The following is a 15,848-nucleotide window of genomic DNA, read 5'->3' on the forward strand; positions in this document are numbered from 1 at the left end:
CACCCGACCGCGTGGCTCACGCCGTGGGCCACGCGTCCGCCAGCATCTTCCGCGTGTCCGCGAGGAGTTGGGGCAGCACCTTCGTGTGCCCGACCACCGGCATGAAGTTGGTGTCGCCGCCCCAGCGCGGGACGATGTGCTGGTGCAGATGGGCGGCGATGCCCGCGCCCGCCACGCTCCCCTGGTTCATGCCGATGTTGAAGCCGTGCGCCCCGGACGCGGTCCGCAGGGCCGTCATCGCCTGCTTGGTGAGCGCCGCGAGCTCCACGGTCTCCGCGTCGGTCAGATCGGTGTAGTCGGCGACATGGCGGTAGGGCACGACCATCAGATGGCCGCCGTTGTACGGGTACAGATTGAGCACCCCGTACACCAGCTCACCGCGCCTGACGATCAGCCCGTCCTCGTCCGATTTGGCCGGGATCGAGCAGAAGGGGCAACCGTCGTCGGCCCCGGGGCCGGTCGGCTTGTTCTCACCCTGGATGTAGGCCATCCGGTGCGGGGTCCACAGGCGCTGGAACGCGTCCGGCGTCCCCACTCCGATCTGCTGCTCCGGCTCACTCGTCATGCAAGTCAGCATATGGCTTCGCTCGTTCGCGGCGTGTCGCCGGGGTTGCGCGCTGGGCCCCCGCCGCCAAGCTGGACCGATGGACGACGACAGTCGCAAGGCCCGGTGGGAGCGCCGCACCGAGGTTCCGCTCGCCATGGCGTCGATGGTCTACCTCGCCGCCTACGCGGTCCGCATCCTGGCCCACGGTCTGCCGGGCGGCTGGCAGGACATCTGCCTGGCCGTGCTGTTCGCGGCCTGGGCGCTCTTCGCCGTCGACTACGCGGTCCGCTGGCGGCTCAGCGGGCAGCGGCTGCGCTTCGTACGGACGCATCTCCTCGACACGCTGGTGCTGGCGCTGCCCCTGCTGCGCCCGCTGCGGGTCGTCAAGGTCTACGAGACCGTGCAGCGCCGGCACGGCCGACCCCGGCTCGCGCTGCACGCGCGCGTGATCGTCTACGCCGGCCTGTCCACCGTCCTGCTCGGCTTCGCCGGCGCCCTCTCCGTCTACCACGAGGAGCACGCGGCCCCCGGCGCGACGATAAGGACCTTCGGCGACGCCGTCTGGTGGACCTGCGCCACCTTCGCGACCGTCGGCTACGGCGATGTCGCCCCCGTCACCCCGCTCGGCCGCCTGATCGCCGTGGGAATGATGGCCATCGGCCTGGCCCTCCTCGGCGCGGTCACCGGAACCTTCGCGTCCTGGCTGCTCCAGGTCTTCGCCCGGGAGGACGACGAGAGGCCCCCGGGGGTCTGAACTCCCCTGGGGGCCTCTCGGAAGGCGCGGAACCCTAGACCTGTTCCCGGTCCGCCACGATCTGCTCGATCTTCGCGATGGCCGCGTCGAACGCGATGCCGTTCTCCTGCGAGCCGTCGCGGTAGCGGAAGGAGACCGTGCCCGCGTTCATGTCCTCGTCGCCGACGATGACCATGAACGGCACCTTCTGCTTCTGCGCGTTGCGGATCTTCTTCTGCATCCGGTCCGAGGAGGAGTCGACCTCGACGCGCAGCCCCTTCTTCTTGGCCGCCACGGCGAACTTCTCCAGGTACTCCACGTGCGAGTCCCCGATCGGGATGCCGACCGCCTGCACCGGCGCCAGCCACGCCGGGAACGCCCCGGCGTAGTGCTCAAGCAGTACCGCGAAGAACCGCTCGATGGACCCGAACAGCGCGCGGTGGATCATGACCGGCCGCTGCTTGGAGCCGTCAGGACCGGTGTACTCCAGGTCGAAGCGCTCCGGCAGGTTGAAGTCGAGCTGGACGGTGGACATCTGCCAGGTCCGGCCGATCGCGTCCTTCGTCTGGACGGAGATCTTCGGCCCGTAGAACGCGGCCCCGCCCGGGTCGGGCACCAGCGGCAGCCCCTGCTTCTCGGCGACCTGGCGCAGCGTCTCGGTGGCCTCTTCCCAGACCTCGTCCGAGCCGACGAACTTCTCCGGGTCCTTGGTGGACAGCTCCAGGTAGAAGTCGGTCAGGCCGTAGTCGCGCAGCAGGTTGAGGACGAACGTGAGCGTCTTGTCCAGCTCGTCGGCCATCTGCTCGCGCGTGCAGTAGATGTGCGCGTCGTCCTGCGTGAAGCCCCGCGCGCGGGTGAGGCCGTGCACGACGCCGGACTTCTCGTACCGGTACACGGTCCCGAACTCGAAGAGCCGCAGCGGCAGTTCACGGTAGGAACGGCCGCGCGCGTCGAAGATCAGGTTGTGCATCGGGCAGTTCATGGGCTTGAGGTAGTAGTCCACGCCCTCGTCGAGCTGCATGGGCGGGTACATGCCGTCGGCGTACCAGTCCAGGTGCCCGGACGTCTCGAAGAGCTTCCCCTTCGTCGCGTGCGGGGTGTAGACGAACTCGTAGCCCTCCTCCTCGTGGCGGCGCCGCGAGTAGTCCTCCATGACCCGGCGGATCACACCGCCCTTGGGGTGGAAGACGGCGAGGCCGGAGCCGATCTGGTCCGGGATGGAGAACAGGTCGAGTTCGTTGCCCAGCTTGCGGTGGTCGCGCTTCTCGGCCTCGATCAGGAAGTCGAGGTGCGCCTTCAGCTCCTCCTTGGAGGGCCAGGCGGTGCCGTAGATGCGCTGGAGCATCGGGTTCTTCTCGCTGCCGCGCCAGTACGCGGCGGCGTTGCGCATCAGCTTGAACGCGGGGATGTTCCGGGTGGTCGGCAGGTGCGGGCCCCGGCAGAGGTCCTTCCAGCACAGGTCGCCGGTCTTCGCGTCGAGGTTGTCGTAGATCGTCAGCTCGCCGCCGCCGACCTCGACGTCCGCGCCGTCGTCGGTGGACGCGGAGCCCTTGATGCCGATGAGTTCGAGCTTGTACGGCTCGGACGCCAGCTCCTCGCGAGCCGCCTCGTCGGTCACCACGCGCCGCGAGAAGCGCTGGCCGCGCTTCTGGATCTCCTGCATCTTCTTCTCGACGGCCTTGAGATCCTCGGGCGTGAACGGCCGCTCGACGTCGAAGTCGTAGTAGAAGCCGTCCTTGACCGGCGGGCCGATGCCGAGCTTGGCCTCGGGGAACAGTTCCTGCACGGCCTGGGCCATGACGTGCGCGGTGGAGTGGCGCAGGATGTTGAGGCCGTCGGGCGAGGAGATCTCGACGCCCTCGACCTCGTCGCCGTCGGAGACGACGTGGGCGAGGTCCTTGAGCTCTCCGGCCACGCGCGCGGCGATGATCGAGCGCTCGCCGGCGAAGAGCTCGGCGGCCGTCGTGCCCGTCGTCACCGTGCGCTCTTCCCGCTCGGAATCGCGTTGGATGATCACACGGACGTCTGACACCGGTCTCTCCTGACTGCTGGGTGAATGCGGCGCCATACCGTGAGCGCGCGCAAGAGGGAATCGTACCGACCCTACGGGCCCCACCGCGAAACGGTCGCACCCCCTCCCCCGGCTCAGTCCTCCCCGCTGCACGCCTCCTCGACAAAGTCGAGGTTCTCCTGGAGGGACTTCATCAGCCGGTCCCGCTCCGCCTCGTCCACCTGTACGGGTACGACCCCGGAGGCGCCGGTCAGCCGGCGGAAGCCGCCCCGGCTCTCCAGCCGCCCGTGCACGCGCACCGGGAGCCCGACGAGGTGGGCGTGCCCGGCGATCCGGTACGACTCCTCGTCCAGCGTCATCCGGACGTGCCCGACCTCGGCGCCGGCGATCACCTGCATCCGTACGGTGCCTTCGCCGCGCGGCCCCGAGCGGCGCATCCGCACCACCGAGCCGGTGACGCGTACCGGCATGGAGGGTTCCTCGCGCAGATAGCGGGCGCCGGCCGCGCGCAGCACGGGCAGGTCGCCGGGCGAGAACTCGACGGCCTCGGCCCGTGCGGCACAGCCCTCGGGGACGCCCGCGGCGGGCGCCCACTCGACGGCGATCCGGGCGCCCTCGGTACCGCGCACCAGCGCGACGACGGCCTCGGTCAACTCGCGGCTGACGCCTGCCTCGACGGCCCCGTCGAAGGCGTCCATGCCGCCGGTGGCCCGCTGGTAGTCGATGGCCTCGCGGGTGGCGTACAGGGCCTGGTGCAGGCGTACGGCGAGGGTGCGGCCGGGGTCGACGGGGACGAACGCGGTGAGTTGCCGGCCGCCGGGGGCGGAGCCGACGAGGACGTGTTCCAGGGACGCGGCGGCGGGACGGCGGTGGCGGGCGCCGTAGTAGCCCGCGCGGGCCCGGGTGGCGAGGGCGGCGGCGAGCAGCATCTGCCGTGCGGCGGCGCGGAGTTGCTCCTCCACGGTCCAGGGCGCGGCGCCGGCCGGGCCGGTCGGGATGTCCCGCCACCAGCGGATCTCGTCGCTCGGTACGGCGAGCCCGACGAGGACCTCGCGGGCGGAGGGGGTGTTGCTGCGGGTGAGGGCGATGAGCGCCTCGCCGAGGAGGTCGTCGCTGTCGGGGAAGGCCCGGCTCTCGGGGACCAGCAGGCTGGTGCCCGAGCCGCCGGGCCCGGGTGGGGTCCAGCGGCCGTAGCGTCCGGGGGCGCCGCCGCGCCGCTGCCAGCCGTGCCGGCGCAGCAGGGCGCCGAGGACGGCGGGGTCGACCTGGTCGGGCTCGGGCGGGCGTTCCCAGGAGGTGGTGTCCACGGGGTGGGGTCGTACCGGCCTCTGGTGTTCCTCGACCGAGCGGTCCCTCATGGCCTGCCTCCCGTCCCGACCCGCGTCATGATCTCGCACAGCGCCCGGTCGTCGAAGATGCGCGCGGTCGGTATCCGCACGGTGGTCCGGGTCCGGCCGGTGATCGCGTGACCGGCGAGGTTGACCCAGTAGCAGCAGTGCCGCAGGTCGAGGCGGTCGTGGCTGGCGCGCAGCCAGTCGTCCTGGGACCGCGGGACGAGCATCACGACGAGGATCTTGTGCACCGAGACCGGGGTGCGGGCGAGCTTGCGCAGATGGTCGTTGTCGAGCGTGAAGGAGAAGGAGGGTCCCGGCGGGTTCGGGGGGATCTGGTAGGTGCACTTGAGCTGCACCTTGATGGTGACCTCGTCGTCGACGGTGTGTCCGGGCGAGCCGTGGCTGACGTGCCAGTCGATGCCGTTGTCCGGGAAGGGCTGCGAGAGCGAGCAGCCGGCCGCGGCGGCGACGGCGTGCAGATAGCCCACCTGCAAGGTCTCCATGCAGGCGGTGGTGGCGAGCGATCCGCGATGGGGTGCCGTCCGTTCGGGCAGCAGCCCGCCCCGCTCGGGCTGCGCTATCACCATGACCAAATCGCCTTCCACGCCAAGTGTTTCCCCGTACCGGGCCGCTGAACTGCAAAGACCCGCACTCCTGTTGTGTCCTTCCGGCGTACGGCGCAAACAGCACGGGTATCACCAAACAGGCAGAAGACGGTGCGTCAGCTGCCGTGGGTGAACAAGGAGTTGTGTACGTATGACGTGCTGGTACGAGGGCCCGTTGGCCGCGTTCGACACGGAGACCACGGGCGTGGATGTGGAGACCGACCGGATCGTGTCGGCCGCCGTCGTCGTCCAGGACGCCCCCGGTGCCCGCCCCCGGGTCGCCCGGTGGCTGGTGAACCCGGGGGTGCCGGTGCCCGCCGGGGCGACGGCGATCCATGGACTGACGGACGAGCATCTTCAGCGCAACGGCCGCTGGCCCGCGCCGGTGATGCACGAGATAGCCGACGAACTGGCCGAACAGGCCGCCATGGGGCGCCCGTTGGTGGTGATGAACGCGCCGTTCGACCTGACGCTGCTGGACCGCGAGCTGCGCCGGCATCGCGCGTCGTCGCTGGACCACTGGTTCCAGACGACGGCGCTGCGGGTGCTGGACCCCCGGGTCCTGGACAAACACCTGGACCGCTACCGCAAGGGCCGCCGCACCCTGACCGACCTGTGCGCGCACTACGGCGTCACGCTGGAGGGCGCCCACGACGCGGGCGCGGACGCGCTGGCCTCCCTGGAGGTGGTACGCGCGCTGGGTCGCCGCTTCGCGACCCGGCTGGAGCGGCTGTCCCCCGCCGAACTGCACACATTGCAGTCGACGTGGCACGCGGCCCAGGCACGCGGACTACAGGCGTGGTTCACCCGCAGCGGCACACCGGAGACGGTGGACCAGTCATGGCCACTGCGCCCGGCCCTGACGGCCGAGGCCGCGTAGCCGGCGGCCGGGTCCGCGCACAAAAAAACCGGCCCGCTGGTGCGGACCGGTTTTCCCCGGTGGGCGATACTGGGTTCGAACCAGTGACCTCTTCGGTGTGAACGAAGCGCTCTCCCACTGAGCTAATCGCCCGGGAACGGACTGAACAATACAGGCCCGCGCGGGTTTCCTTCAAACCGCTTCCAGGTACGCGAGCAGGCCGCGCCGTCCGGCCCGCATCATCAGCGCGTGGTTGAGCCGGAACACCGGCCGCCCGGGTACGGCGAACCGCCTGAGCAGCGGCCGGTTCAGGTCGACCTCCTGGTCGTAGCGGGCGAGTGTGCCGGGGCCGTCGGCCGTGAGTGTCCAGCGCGCCCAGCCCTCCAGGTCGCCGGTCATCGCGATCTCCAGCACCCCGGCCACCGGATCGCGCCGCACTTCGCGCGCGGTGAAGGTCAGCGCGTAGGGCAGGGTCGCCCGGATGCGGATGACGCCGGTGGTGGCGTCGAGCTGGACGACCTCACGCACCTGCGGCCACCAGCGCGGATACTCCTCGGCCCGCTCCAGGACCGGGTAGACGACGGCGGGCGGCGCGGGCAGCTCCCACCGGGCACGGAAGCGGTAACGGGTCCAGTCCATGGCGGGAGTCTGCCTGCCCGACGGCCCGTCTCCCACCCACCAGGAGCGTTTGAGTACCCGTACTCATGTCCTACGGCGTGACGGGGACCACACTCCGAGTCATGACGCACTTTCCGCCACCGGCCATGGAGTTGCGGCTCCTCGATGCCGAGCTGCGCCAACTCGACGCCCGCCGCGCTCAGTTGCTGCACCGCCGGGCCTGGCTGCTGACGATGACGCAGCCGGTCCGGTCCGCGCCCGTGCCGCCGCCGCTGCCGTTCGCACCGCCCCGCCGCGAGGCCACCGCGCCCGGCGTGCAGAACCTGCTGCTCCTGCTCGGCGGCATCCTGCTCACGCTCGCCGCGACGGCGTTCACGCTGGTCAGCTGGGGCAGCATGGGGATCGCGGGCCGGGCGCTGGTGCTCGGCGCGGTGACCGTGGCGGCGCTCGGTACGCCCGTGGCGCTGCTGCGGCGCGGGCTGCGTTCCACGGCCGAGTCGATCGCGGGCATCGGTCTCGTCCTGACGGTGCTGGACGCCTACGCCCTGCACGAGGTCGCCTTCGCGGACGCGGACGGCGCGTTGTTCGCCGCCGCCGCGACGACGGTCCTGGCCGCGCTGTGGGCGGTCTACGGCATCGGAACGGCGGCCCTTCCGAACCCGGCCGGCGCCCGCCCCGCCGACTCCACGGCACCGGGCACCGCGCCCGCCTCCCCGACCCTGAGCCTCCCCCTCCCCGCCGCTCTCGTGGTCGCCCAACTCACCCTGGTGCTCTGGGTGATCGCGGCCGGTGGCGGCAAGCACACGATCACGGCGGCGGTGCTGCTGACCGCCGTGATCGACATGATGATCGCGCTCCGGGCCGTCCCGAAGGCGGTGCGTGTCGTCGCCGTCGGCGGCGCGCTCGCGATGGGCGGCTGGGGCGTGCTGGCGACCGGCCTGATCTCGTTGATCGCGGCCGGTCCGGGCGCCGCCGCCCGTGCGGCGGCGCTCCTGGCTCTCGCGGCGGCGGGCGCGTTCGGCGCCGCGTGGCTCGTCCCGGGCCCGGCGCTACGGACCGCCTCGGCCACCGTGGGCGGTCTGCTGGTGGTCGCCGCGCTCGGCGGTCTGCTGCGCGTGCCGCTGCCGTTCGACTGGACGGTCCTGGGGTATCTGGCGTGCGGGATCGGCCTGTTGGCGCTCGTGCGGGGCCGACTGCCCGAGCCGGTGCGTCGCGGTCTCGGCCTGGCCTCCGCCGTCGTCCAGGCCGTCGCCCTGCTGTGGACGCTGCCGGCCGTCGTCACCACGCTGTTCGGCCCTCTCGCGTGGGTGTCCCGGATCTGGTCCGGCGCGCCGGACGACGCACGGACCGCGGCGACGGTGGACATCGGATGGCCGGCGCACCAGAGCACCGTTCCCCTGGCGCTCATGGCGGTCGCCGCCGTCCTCGCCGGTACGGTCCGGAACGCGACGTGGCGACCTCGGGCCCTGGCCGGCGCCCTCACGCTGACCTGGCTGACGGCGACGATCGTCCCGGCGACGCTGCAACTGCCGTACGCCATGAGCCTGTTGACGCAGGCACTGGTGGCCGTGGCCCTGCTCCTCCTCACGCACCGCACCGCGACGGTCCTCGCCCTGCTCGCCTCCCTCTGCCTGACCACTCTCTCGCTGGCGTCCCAAACGGCCACGCTCGCCGTACTCGCCTCGCTGACCGCCCTGTTGGCGATGGCGGCCTGGCGCGGGCGCCTCCCCCGCGTCACCGTCGTCTTCTCCCTCGGCTACGCCACGGCCCTCGCCTGTGCGGTGGGCGCCTCGCTCGCATGGCAGCCGCAGCACGCCGCGTTGCTGGTGCTTCTCGTGCCGGTGGCGGCGGCACTGCTCGCCGCGCGGCTCACCGATCCGGTCACGACGGTGGTGGTCGAAGTCTCGGGCGCGGTCGCGGGCGTACTGGCGATCGGTCTCGCCGGGGCCGAACTGCCCATGCTGGCGCTGGTGTTGGCCCTGTGCGGGGTGATCGTGGCGGGCACGGCGGTACGGCCCGAACGCCGGAACCTCGGCTATGTGGCCGCCGCCCTCTTCGTGCTCGCCAGTTGGGTGCGGCTGGGCACCTGGAACGTCGTCGACCCCGAGGCGTACACGCTACCGGTGACCGTCCCCGCGCTGTTCGTCGGCGCGCTGCGCAGACGCCGCGACCCGAACGCCACATCCTGGACGGCCTACGGCCCCGGGCTCGCCGTCACCCTCGCGCCGAGCCTCCTCGCGGCCTGGACCGACCCGCACTGGACGCGCCCGCTGCTGCTGGGCACGGCCGCGCTGGCGCTCACGCTCCTCGGCGCCCGGCACCGGCTCCAGGCACCGCTCGTCCTCGGCGCCACCACCCTCGCGCTGGACGCGCTGCACGAACTCGCCCCGTATCTCGCCCAGGTCGTCGGCGCCCTCCCCCGCTGGGCGCCTCCCGCCCTCGCCGGACTCCTGCTGCTGGCCGTCGGCGCGACCTACGAGCAGCGGATCCGGGACGCCCGGCGGGTGCGGGAGGTCCTGGGGAGGATGAACTAGCCGTGCGCTAGGGCATCTTGTCCCCGAGCAGGGCCAGGTTCTCGATGGCGGCGAGGCCGTACAGCGCGGTGTCGTTCGACGACACCCACGCGGCCTCGCTGCCCGGGACGAGGGTGACCGGGCCGTTCAGGGCCTCCGTCTTCCACGGCGAGGTCTCCAGGTAGCCGTCCGAGCCGTAGAACTTGGTCCAGGCCCGCTTGGCGAGCGTGGCGTCGTCGAGTTGCACGGCGGCGTAGGCGTCGAGGCGGGAGTGGCCCTGGAAGAGCAGCAGGGTGCCGAAGTTGGAGCCGTAGCGTGCCGCCTGTTCCGTCTTGGAGGCGTTGAAGTAGCGGCAGTAATCCATGTACACCTCCTTGAACTTGGGCATGTCGACCAGGTGAATCAGTTCCGCGCACAGCTCGTTGAGGCCGAAGACGGCGGAGAGGTGCGAGACGGAGACCACGGGCGCGGAGGCGACGGCGAACCTGCCGGTGTCGAGGTCGTAGAGGCCGCTGCCCTGCACGAATCCGTTGGGCTGGGCGGCGATCGTCTCCATCGTGGACAGGACGCGTGCCTTGGCCTTCTCCCACTTGGGGCCCTTGCGTTCCCACTCGGTCAGCCACGCGGAGACCAGGCCGCTCCAGTCGGTGCCGAAGCCGATCGACAGGGCGTGCCGGTCGGGGGTGTACGGCGCGGTGCGGATCTTGCGGATCGGGTCGAGGACGAGGAACGTCTCGTCGGAGTCGACGTTGGCGGCCATGAGGTCGCCGACGCGTTCGTCGGCGGTGAGGAAGTAGTAGTAGCGCCGGTAGGTGGTGTTGGCGATGCGCTGCTGCTTGGCGCTGTCGGCGTAGTGCTGGACGCCGTGCCGGGTGCCCAACCCGGCCCACTGGCCGAGGTGGTAGACGTCGACCTCACCCGTGTGCCGGGTGAGCGCCTCGGCGAAGCGGAAGATGTCGGCGCGGCCCGAGCGGAGGTACGCGAACCAGAGCCAGATGTCCGGTGACAGCTCGGAGTTGTCCCAGGCGTAGCCGCCGATGTCGTACCGCCACTGGTGGCGCACGGTGTCGTAGGAGTGCATGAAGTCGCCGTAGTCCCAGAAGCCGTACCAACGGCGTTGTGCCACCTGGTCCTTGTAATAGGTGAAGAGGAAGTCGAGGTGGTCCTCGATCTTCGCCTTGGCGGCGGTGGAGCGGTCGGGCTGGGAGTAGAGGCCGGGGCCGAAGACCTTGGACTTGATCAACTGCGCGGGCGGGGCGGCGAGTTGGGGCAACACCCGGACCGCCTCGACCTGTTGGGCGAGGGTCTCCGGGGTCGGCGTCGACTCGTTGGCCCAGAAGAGGAGTTCGGAGGTGCGGGCGATGCCGTACGGGGTGCCGAACTCGGGTTCGTAGTCCTCGTAGGTGATTTCGAGGCCTTCGAGCTGCTTGGCGTAGGTGTCCTGGCCCATGCCGTCGTGATAGAAGCGCAGGTCCATCGGCTGGGCCTCGGGCGACCAGAGCCAGAGGGTGACCTCGGCCTCGTCGGTGTGGGCGTCGCGGATGTCGAGCTGGGCGGGGAACTTCTCCCAGAAGTCCCGCAGCCCGAAGGAGAGTCCGCCGCTCGCCCCGCCGACGTAGCCGAACCCGGAGGCGTGTCCGCCACCGCCGGCGGCGATCCAGCCGTGGCCCTTGGTGGTGCGCTTGCGCAGGGTGAAGCCGTCGGCGGAGAGCTGGGAGAGCGTGTAGTCGCCCCACTTGGGGATGTACTGGAGGCGGGTGGTGACCCGTTGGTCCCAGGTGGCGGGATCGGCGAGTTTCCGGCCCGCGTACTGGGCCGCCTGGACGGTCGCTCCCGGGTCCCGGCGCAGGCCTGTGATGCCCTGAACCGCCTCCCGCAGCAGGCCAGTTCCCTCGCCGCCGATGCGGATGTGCCGGTCGTAGGCCGCGTCCCGCATGGGCACGGTGAAGCGGACGCCGAGGCCGCGGATGAAGTCACCGCTCGCCTTGCCGGGCTCCACCGTGCCGTCGTAGGTGATCGTGTGGACCATGCGGAAGGAGTCGGCGCCCGCGTAGAAGTAGAGGCGGATCGAGAACGGCAGCCAACTCCGGCCGCCCTTGCGGTGCTTGCCGTCGATGCGGACCACCGCCCGCACCGGGCCGTCCTGTTCGACGGTGACCTCGCCGATCGTCCCGTCGAAGCGCTCGGTCCGTACCGAGCCCTGGTCCTCGTCCTCGATCTCGGGCTGGCGGACGAGGACGAGTCGGCCGTTCTTCGCGATCTCCGTGCCGCCCCGGGTGACGGACTTGATGAGGGTGGAGCCGTTCTTGCCGATCCTCGCGGTGATGACCCCGGTCGACACGTCGATGGTGCCGCCGTGTCTGTCGACGGTGACCTTCTGGTCGGGGGCGGTGGTGTCCCCGGCGGTGAGGGTGAGCTTGCCGGAGCCCGAACTCACCGCGTGCGCGGTCCACTTGAGGGAGCCGTCGGGCCAGTAGGCGATCGGCCAGGACTGCACGGGCACGGCCGTGCCCTGCGCGTCGGTCAGCGCGAAGGTCTGGTCCTCCTGGTAGGTGCCCATCGGCCACGGCACGCCGAGCGTCGAACCGGGGGCCGCGCCGAGACCGCCGTCCTCCAGCCAGTCGAGGGTCACGGGGTCGTCGTCGGCCACTGCCGCCCCGGGCGCGGCCTGGGCGTCCTTCGCCCCTGGCACCCAGCTGAACTGCGCGGCGGCTCCGGCGACAGCGGCGGCCTTGAGGAGGGACCTGCGGGGGATGGGAGACATGGCCTGTCCTTTCCGTACGGATGGCGTTTCTCACGCCCGTCTGGTCAGGGGCATGACAGATAGAGGAGTGGCAGCGGAGCGGACCGCTGCCGTGGACCGGCCCGTCAGCGGTGCCGGTACCGCTGTTCCACCGCGACGGCCGCCGCGGTGACGGCCCCCAGCACGGGGACCGCAAGCGGTGCGACGAGCAGGGCGGAGCAGGCGACGAGGACCAGTCCGCCGACGAGCAGGAAGGAGCCCGCGGGGTCGAGCACCGTGCGGCGGCCGGCCTCGGCGAGCAGGGCCCGCCAGCTGTCGCCCGGCGCCCAGACCGCCGCCGCGCGCAGTCCGGCGACGACGAGCCCGAGCAGGGCGAACACCCCGACGGCGCCGACCAGCGGCCCACCGGGCAGCCCGGCCCGCACGGCCTGGACGTCCACCCAGACGGCGACTCCCGCGCCCCACCCGGCGAGGCCGACCAGCGAGCCGCCGCGCACAGCTGCCCGGAAGTCCGCGACGAACTCCCGCCAGCCACCGCCCACATGACCGGTACGGCGCCTCAAGTGCCGTGCCCCGGCGGCGAACGCGGCGGGATACGTGACAACTCCCGCCGAGGCGACGGCGATCCAGACCCCGGTGAGCAGACACTCGGCGAACACCCCGAACCGCTCCGCGAGGACCGATTCCCGCCGCGCCTTCACACGTGCTTCGGCCACCGCCTCAGCCCTTCAGTCCGGAGGTCGCCATACCGTCGATCAGGTAGCGCTGGAAGGCGAGGAAGAACAGCAGCACCGGCAGCAGCGCGACCAGCGACATGGCGATCATGCCGCCGTAGTTGGCCGCCACCCCGTCGGAGTCGCGGAACATCATCAGGCCGAGCGAGACGGTGTACTTGCCGGGCTCGTTGAGGTAGATCAGCGGGCCCATGAAGTCGTTCCAGGCGTTGATGAAGGTGAAGATCGCGCTGGTGATGAGCGCGGGCCGGCACAGCGGCAGCACGATCGACCAGTAGATCCGCAGATGCCCGCAGCCGTCGAGCCGGGCGGCCTCGTCCAGTTCCTTCGGCAGGTTCCGCATGAACTGCACCATCAGGAACACGAAGAAGGCCTCGGTCGCCAGGTACTTGCCGATGAGCAACGGGACGTAGGTGTTGACCAGTTGGAGCTTCTGGAACATCACGTACTGCGGGATCAGCAGCACGTGGTACGGCAGCAGGAGGGTGCCGATCATCAGGGAGAAGAGCAGGTTGCGGCCGGCGAACCTGATGCGGGCGAACGCGTACGCCGTCAGCGAGCAGGACACGAGGATGCCGACGACCGAACCGAGCGCGTAGAAGAGGGAGTTCTCGAAGAAGGTCCAGATCTTGATGTCGGCTATGCCGTCGGCGAGGCCCTTGAAGTTGGACAGGATGGGGTGGCCCGGGAACAGCTGGAGGCTGTTGATGATGTCCTTGCTCGGCTTGAACGAGGCGCCGATCACCCAGACCACCGGATAGAGGATCACCGCGAGGATCAGCAGCGCGCCGAGATGCCAGACCAGGGAACCGGTGGAGCGGCGGCCGAGGGCGGGGGGCTTCGTGGTGGTGGCGCTCATCGGGCGTCCTCCTCGTAGTGCACCCACTTCTTCTGCGACCAGAAGAGGACGGCCGTCACCAGGGCAACGGCGAGCAGCAGCATCCAGGCCATCGCGGCGGCGAAGCCCATCTGGGCGTCCTTGAAGCCCTTCTGGTAGAGGTAACAGGTGTAGACGAGCGTGGCGTCGGCGGGACCGCAGTACGTGTTGGAGACGACGTACGCCGAGCCGAAGATCTGGAACGAGTGGATGGTCTCCAGCAGCACGTTGAAGAACAGCACCGGGGAGATCATCGGCAGCGTGATGCTCCAGAAGCGGCGGAAGGGTCCGGCGCCGTCCATCTCGGCGGCCTCGTACAGCTCCCGGGGCACCTGTTTGAGTCCGGCCAGGAAGATGACCATGGGCGCCCCGAACTGCCAGACGGTCAGCGCGACCAGGCAGTACAGGACCCAGTCCGCGTTGCCGACCCAGCCGCCGACGTGGAAACCGAGGAAGGACTGCGTACGGTCCACCACGGCGCCGTCGGAGAACAGCGACCGCCAGACGAAGCCGATGGAGACGCTCGCGCCGATCAGCGAGGGGGCGTAGAACGCGGCCCGGTAGAAGGCCTGGCCGCGGCGGCTCTGGGCCAGCAGCAGGGCGACACCGAGGGCGAGCAGCAGCTTGAGCGGGGTGCCGATGACGACGTACTTCGCCGTGACCTCGACCGACTTGCGCCACCTCGGGTCGTCGAACATCGCGGTGAAGTTGTCGAAGCCGACCCACTTCGGGCTGTTGAAGAGGTTGTAGTCGGTGAACGCGAAGTAGAGCGAGGCGACCATGGGACCGGCGGTCAGCAGCAGGAAGCCCGCGATCCAGGGGGACATGAAGAGATAGCCGGCGAGGTTGTCCCGGCGGCCCCGCCGCCCCTCGGTGACGGGGGCGGCGGGGTCTGCCTTCCGGGTGCTGGGCACGGAGTCCTTGACGAGCGTCACGGCGGTTCCCATCAGGCTTGGAAGGCGGCCTCGGACTCGGTGAAGAACTGCTTCACCGCGTCGGTGACCTTGGTCTTGCCCTGGCCGAGGTCACCGCCGATGCGCAGGAAGGCGGCCTCGACGGTGTCGGCGCCGGAGGGGTGCGGGGTGATCGTGCCGAGGACGCCGGACTTGGCGGTGGTGTTCTCGTACTGCGCGATCTCCTTGCTCACCGTGTCGGTGGGCTTGAACGCCGCGTACTGCTCGGTGCTCGCCAGGATGCCGCGGTCGTAGCCCATGATCGTGCCGACCGCCGGGTCGTGGACCATGAAGTCGATGAACTGCGCGACTTCCTTGGGGTGCGCGGTGTGGGCGGAGGCGCTCAGCATCAGCGAGGCGAGGTACTGGCCGGTGTGCTTGCCGTCCATGGTGGGGATCGGGGCGAGGCCGTAGGTGCTGGAGCCCTCCGCCGAGTAGCGGACCGTGAAGTTGTCCCAGGTGAACTCCGAGGCTCCGTGTCCGGCGGAGAGCGAGGACTTGGGCGCGTCCTGGGCGACGACCTTCGGGTCGGTGACGATTCCGGCCTTCACCCGTCCGTACCCGTCCGTCCACCACTCCGTCAGATCGGACTTGTCGAAACCGAGTCCGTCCTTGGTGAAGAACGCCTTGCCGTTCTGGCGGAGGTAGAGGTCGTACAGGTACATGATGGCGAAGTAGCCCGTGTCGCCGGGGACTTTCGTCTTGTCGTGGATCGTCTTGAGGGCCTTGAAGTACTCGTCCCAGGTCCAGCCCGTGGCCGGGTCGACGCCCGCCCTCTCGAACACCTTTTTGTCGATGACCAGCGCCATGGTGTTGGAGCCGACCGGGACGCCGAGCTGCTTTCCGTCCACCTCGCCGACCTTGGTGACGCCCGCGCGGAAGTGATCCAGGCTCAGATTGCCTGCTTTCACCTGAGAGTTGAGGTCGAGAAGAATGCCTCTCTTGTCGTACTTCCGAAGAAATCCGACGGCGTTCTGGAATACGTCCGGCGGATTTCCACCGGCGGCCTGCGTCTGGAACTTCTCCCAGAACGATTGATAGGTCTGAAAGTCCGTCTTCACCTTGATCTTCGGATACTTCTTCTCGAAGAGCGCGATGGACTGATTGATCTTTTTCGCCCGCTCCTCGGCACCCCACCACGAGTAACGGATCGTCACCGTCCCGTCCGCGGACGTGCCGTCGCCGCCACCGCAGGCCGTCGCACCCAGCCCCAGCGCGACCGCCGAGACTCCGGCGGCCTTCAGTACCGTGCGTCTCTCCACATTCGTGCGGGTTCCCATGACGGGACCTCCCCGTAGCGTCGTTGCCACCTGCATGAATC

The 15,848-nt window shown here is 70.2% G+C and carries 13 protein-coding genes and 1 tRNA gene; 3 read left to right on the forward strand and 11 right to left on the reverse strand.

The genetic code is table 11. The annotated features are described in order from the left end of the window. Positions 1–16: 16 nt before the first annotated feature. The gene (locus ACIQPR_RS26920) at positions 17–577 is read right to left on the reverse strand and encodes an HIT domain-containing protein (protein WP_019066352.1); all 561 of its coding nucleotides are present in this window, start codon (positions 575–577) and stop codon (positions 17–19) included. A 67-nt stretch (positions 578–644) separates the two neighbouring features. On the opposite strand from ACIQPR_RS26920, the gene ACIQPR_RS26925 reads away from it, so the two are divergent. Then, positions 645–1,301, forward strand: a complete 657-nt coding sequence (locus ACIQPR_RS26925; protein WP_403653103.1) for a potassium channel family protein — start codon at positions 645–647, stop codon at positions 1,299–1,301. Positions 1,302–1,335: 34 nt separating this feature from the next. Here ACIQPR_RS26925 and thrS read toward each other — a convergent pair whose 3' ends face one another. From thrS to ACIQPR_RS26940, 3 genes are all read right to left on the reverse strand, one after another. Continuing rightward, positions 1,336–3,312, reverse strand: coding sequence for a threonine--tRNA ligase (gene thrS / locus ACIQPR_RS26930; RefSeq protein ID WP_403653106.1), 1,977 nt, complete (start codon positions 3,310–3,312; stop codon positions 1,336–1,338). 113 nt (positions 3,313–3,425) lie between these two features. Further along, on the reverse strand, positions 3,426–4,649 hold the full coding sequence (locus ACIQPR_RS26935) for a hypothetical protein (protein WP_403653109.1): 1,224 nt from the start codon (positions 4,647–4,649) through the stop codon (positions 3,426–3,428). Next, entirely contained in the window at positions 4,646–5,212 is a 567-nt protein-coding gene (locus ACIQPR_RS26940; protein ID WP_403653112.1) for a DUF4365 domain-containing protein, read from the reverse strand. Before ACIQPR_RS26940 ends, ACIQPR_RS26935 begins: the two co-directional genes overlap by 4 nt. A 169-nt stretch (positions 5,213–5,381) precedes the next feature. Between ACIQPR_RS26940 and ACIQPR_RS26945 the strand changes: the two genes are divergently transcribed. Continuing rightward, a complete protein-coding gene (locus tag ACIQPR_RS26945; RefSeq protein WP_403653115.1) occupies positions 5,382–6,110 on the forward strand; it encodes a 3'-5' exonuclease in 729 nt (242 codons plus the stop codon). A 60-nt stretch (positions 6,111–6,170) separates the two neighbouring features. On the opposite strand, the gene ACIQPR_RS26950 is transcribed toward ACIQPR_RS26945, so the two are convergent. Then, a tRNA-Val gene (locus ACIQPR_RS26950) sits at positions 6,171–6,242 on the reverse strand. 39 nt (positions 6,243–6,281) lie between these two features. Further along, on the reverse strand, positions 6,282–6,728 hold the full coding sequence (locus tag ACIQPR_RS26955; RefSeq protein ID WP_403653118.1) for an SRPBCC family protein: 447 nt from the start codon (positions 6,726–6,728) through the stop codon (positions 6,282–6,284). Positions 6,729–6,793: 65 nt separating this feature from the next. Between ACIQPR_RS26955 and ACIQPR_RS26960 the strand changes: the two genes are divergently transcribed. Beyond that, entirely contained in the window at positions 6,794–9,241 is a 2,448-nt protein-coding gene (locus ACIQPR_RS26960; RefSeq protein ID WP_403653121.1) for an SCO7613 C-terminal domain-containing membrane protein, read from the forward strand. A gap of 7 nt (positions 9,242–9,248) precedes the next feature. Here the strand turns inward: ACIQPR_RS26960 and ACIQPR_RS26965 are convergent, their stop codons facing one another. The 5 genes from ACIQPR_RS26965 to ACIQPR_RS26985 all read right to left on the reverse strand — a co-directional run bounded on the left by ACIQPR_RS26965 (position 9,249) and on the right by ACIQPR_RS26985 (position 15,807). After that, positions 9,249–11,984 carry a Tat pathway signal sequence domain protein gene (locus ACIQPR_RS26965; RefSeq protein WP_403653124.1) on the reverse strand — a complete coding sequence of 912 codons (2,736 nt, stop codon included), beginning with the start codon at positions 11,982–11,984 and terminating at the stop codon, positions 9,249–9,251. Positions 11,985–12,088: 104 nt separating this feature from the next. After that, positions 12,089–12,679, reverse strand: coding sequence for a hypothetical protein (locus ACIQPR_RS26970; protein ID WP_403653126.1), 591 nt, complete (start codon positions 12,677–12,679; stop codon positions 12,089–12,091). A gap of 4 nt (positions 12,680–12,683) precedes the next feature. Continuing rightward, the gene (locus ACIQPR_RS26975) at positions 12,684–13,556 is read right to left on the reverse strand and encodes a carbohydrate ABC transporter permease (RefSeq protein ID WP_403653129.1); all 873 of its coding nucleotides are present in this window, start codon (positions 13,554–13,556) and stop codon (positions 12,684–12,686) included. Then, the gene (locus tag ACIQPR_RS26980) at positions 13,553–14,521 is read right to left on the reverse strand and encodes a carbohydrate ABC transporter permease (RefSeq protein ID WP_403653132.1); all 969 of its coding nucleotides are present in this window, start codon (positions 14,519–14,521) and stop codon (positions 13,553–13,555) included. Before ACIQPR_RS26980 ends, ACIQPR_RS26975 begins: the two co-directional genes overlap by 4 nt. Then, entirely contained in the window at positions 14,521–15,807 is a 1,287-nt protein-coding gene (locus ACIQPR_RS26985; RefSeq protein WP_403653135.1) for an ABC transporter substrate-binding protein, read from the reverse strand. The genes ACIQPR_RS26980 and ACIQPR_RS26985 overlap by 1 nt, the downstream gene beginning before the upstream one ends. Positions 15,808–15,848 lie beyond the last annotated feature (41 nt).

The sequence above is a fragment of the Streptomyces sp. NPDC091280 genome (genome assembly GCF_044768565.1).
Taxonomy (GTDB): domain Bacteria; phylum Actinomycetota; class Actinomycetes; order Streptomycetales; family Streptomycetaceae; genus Streptomyces.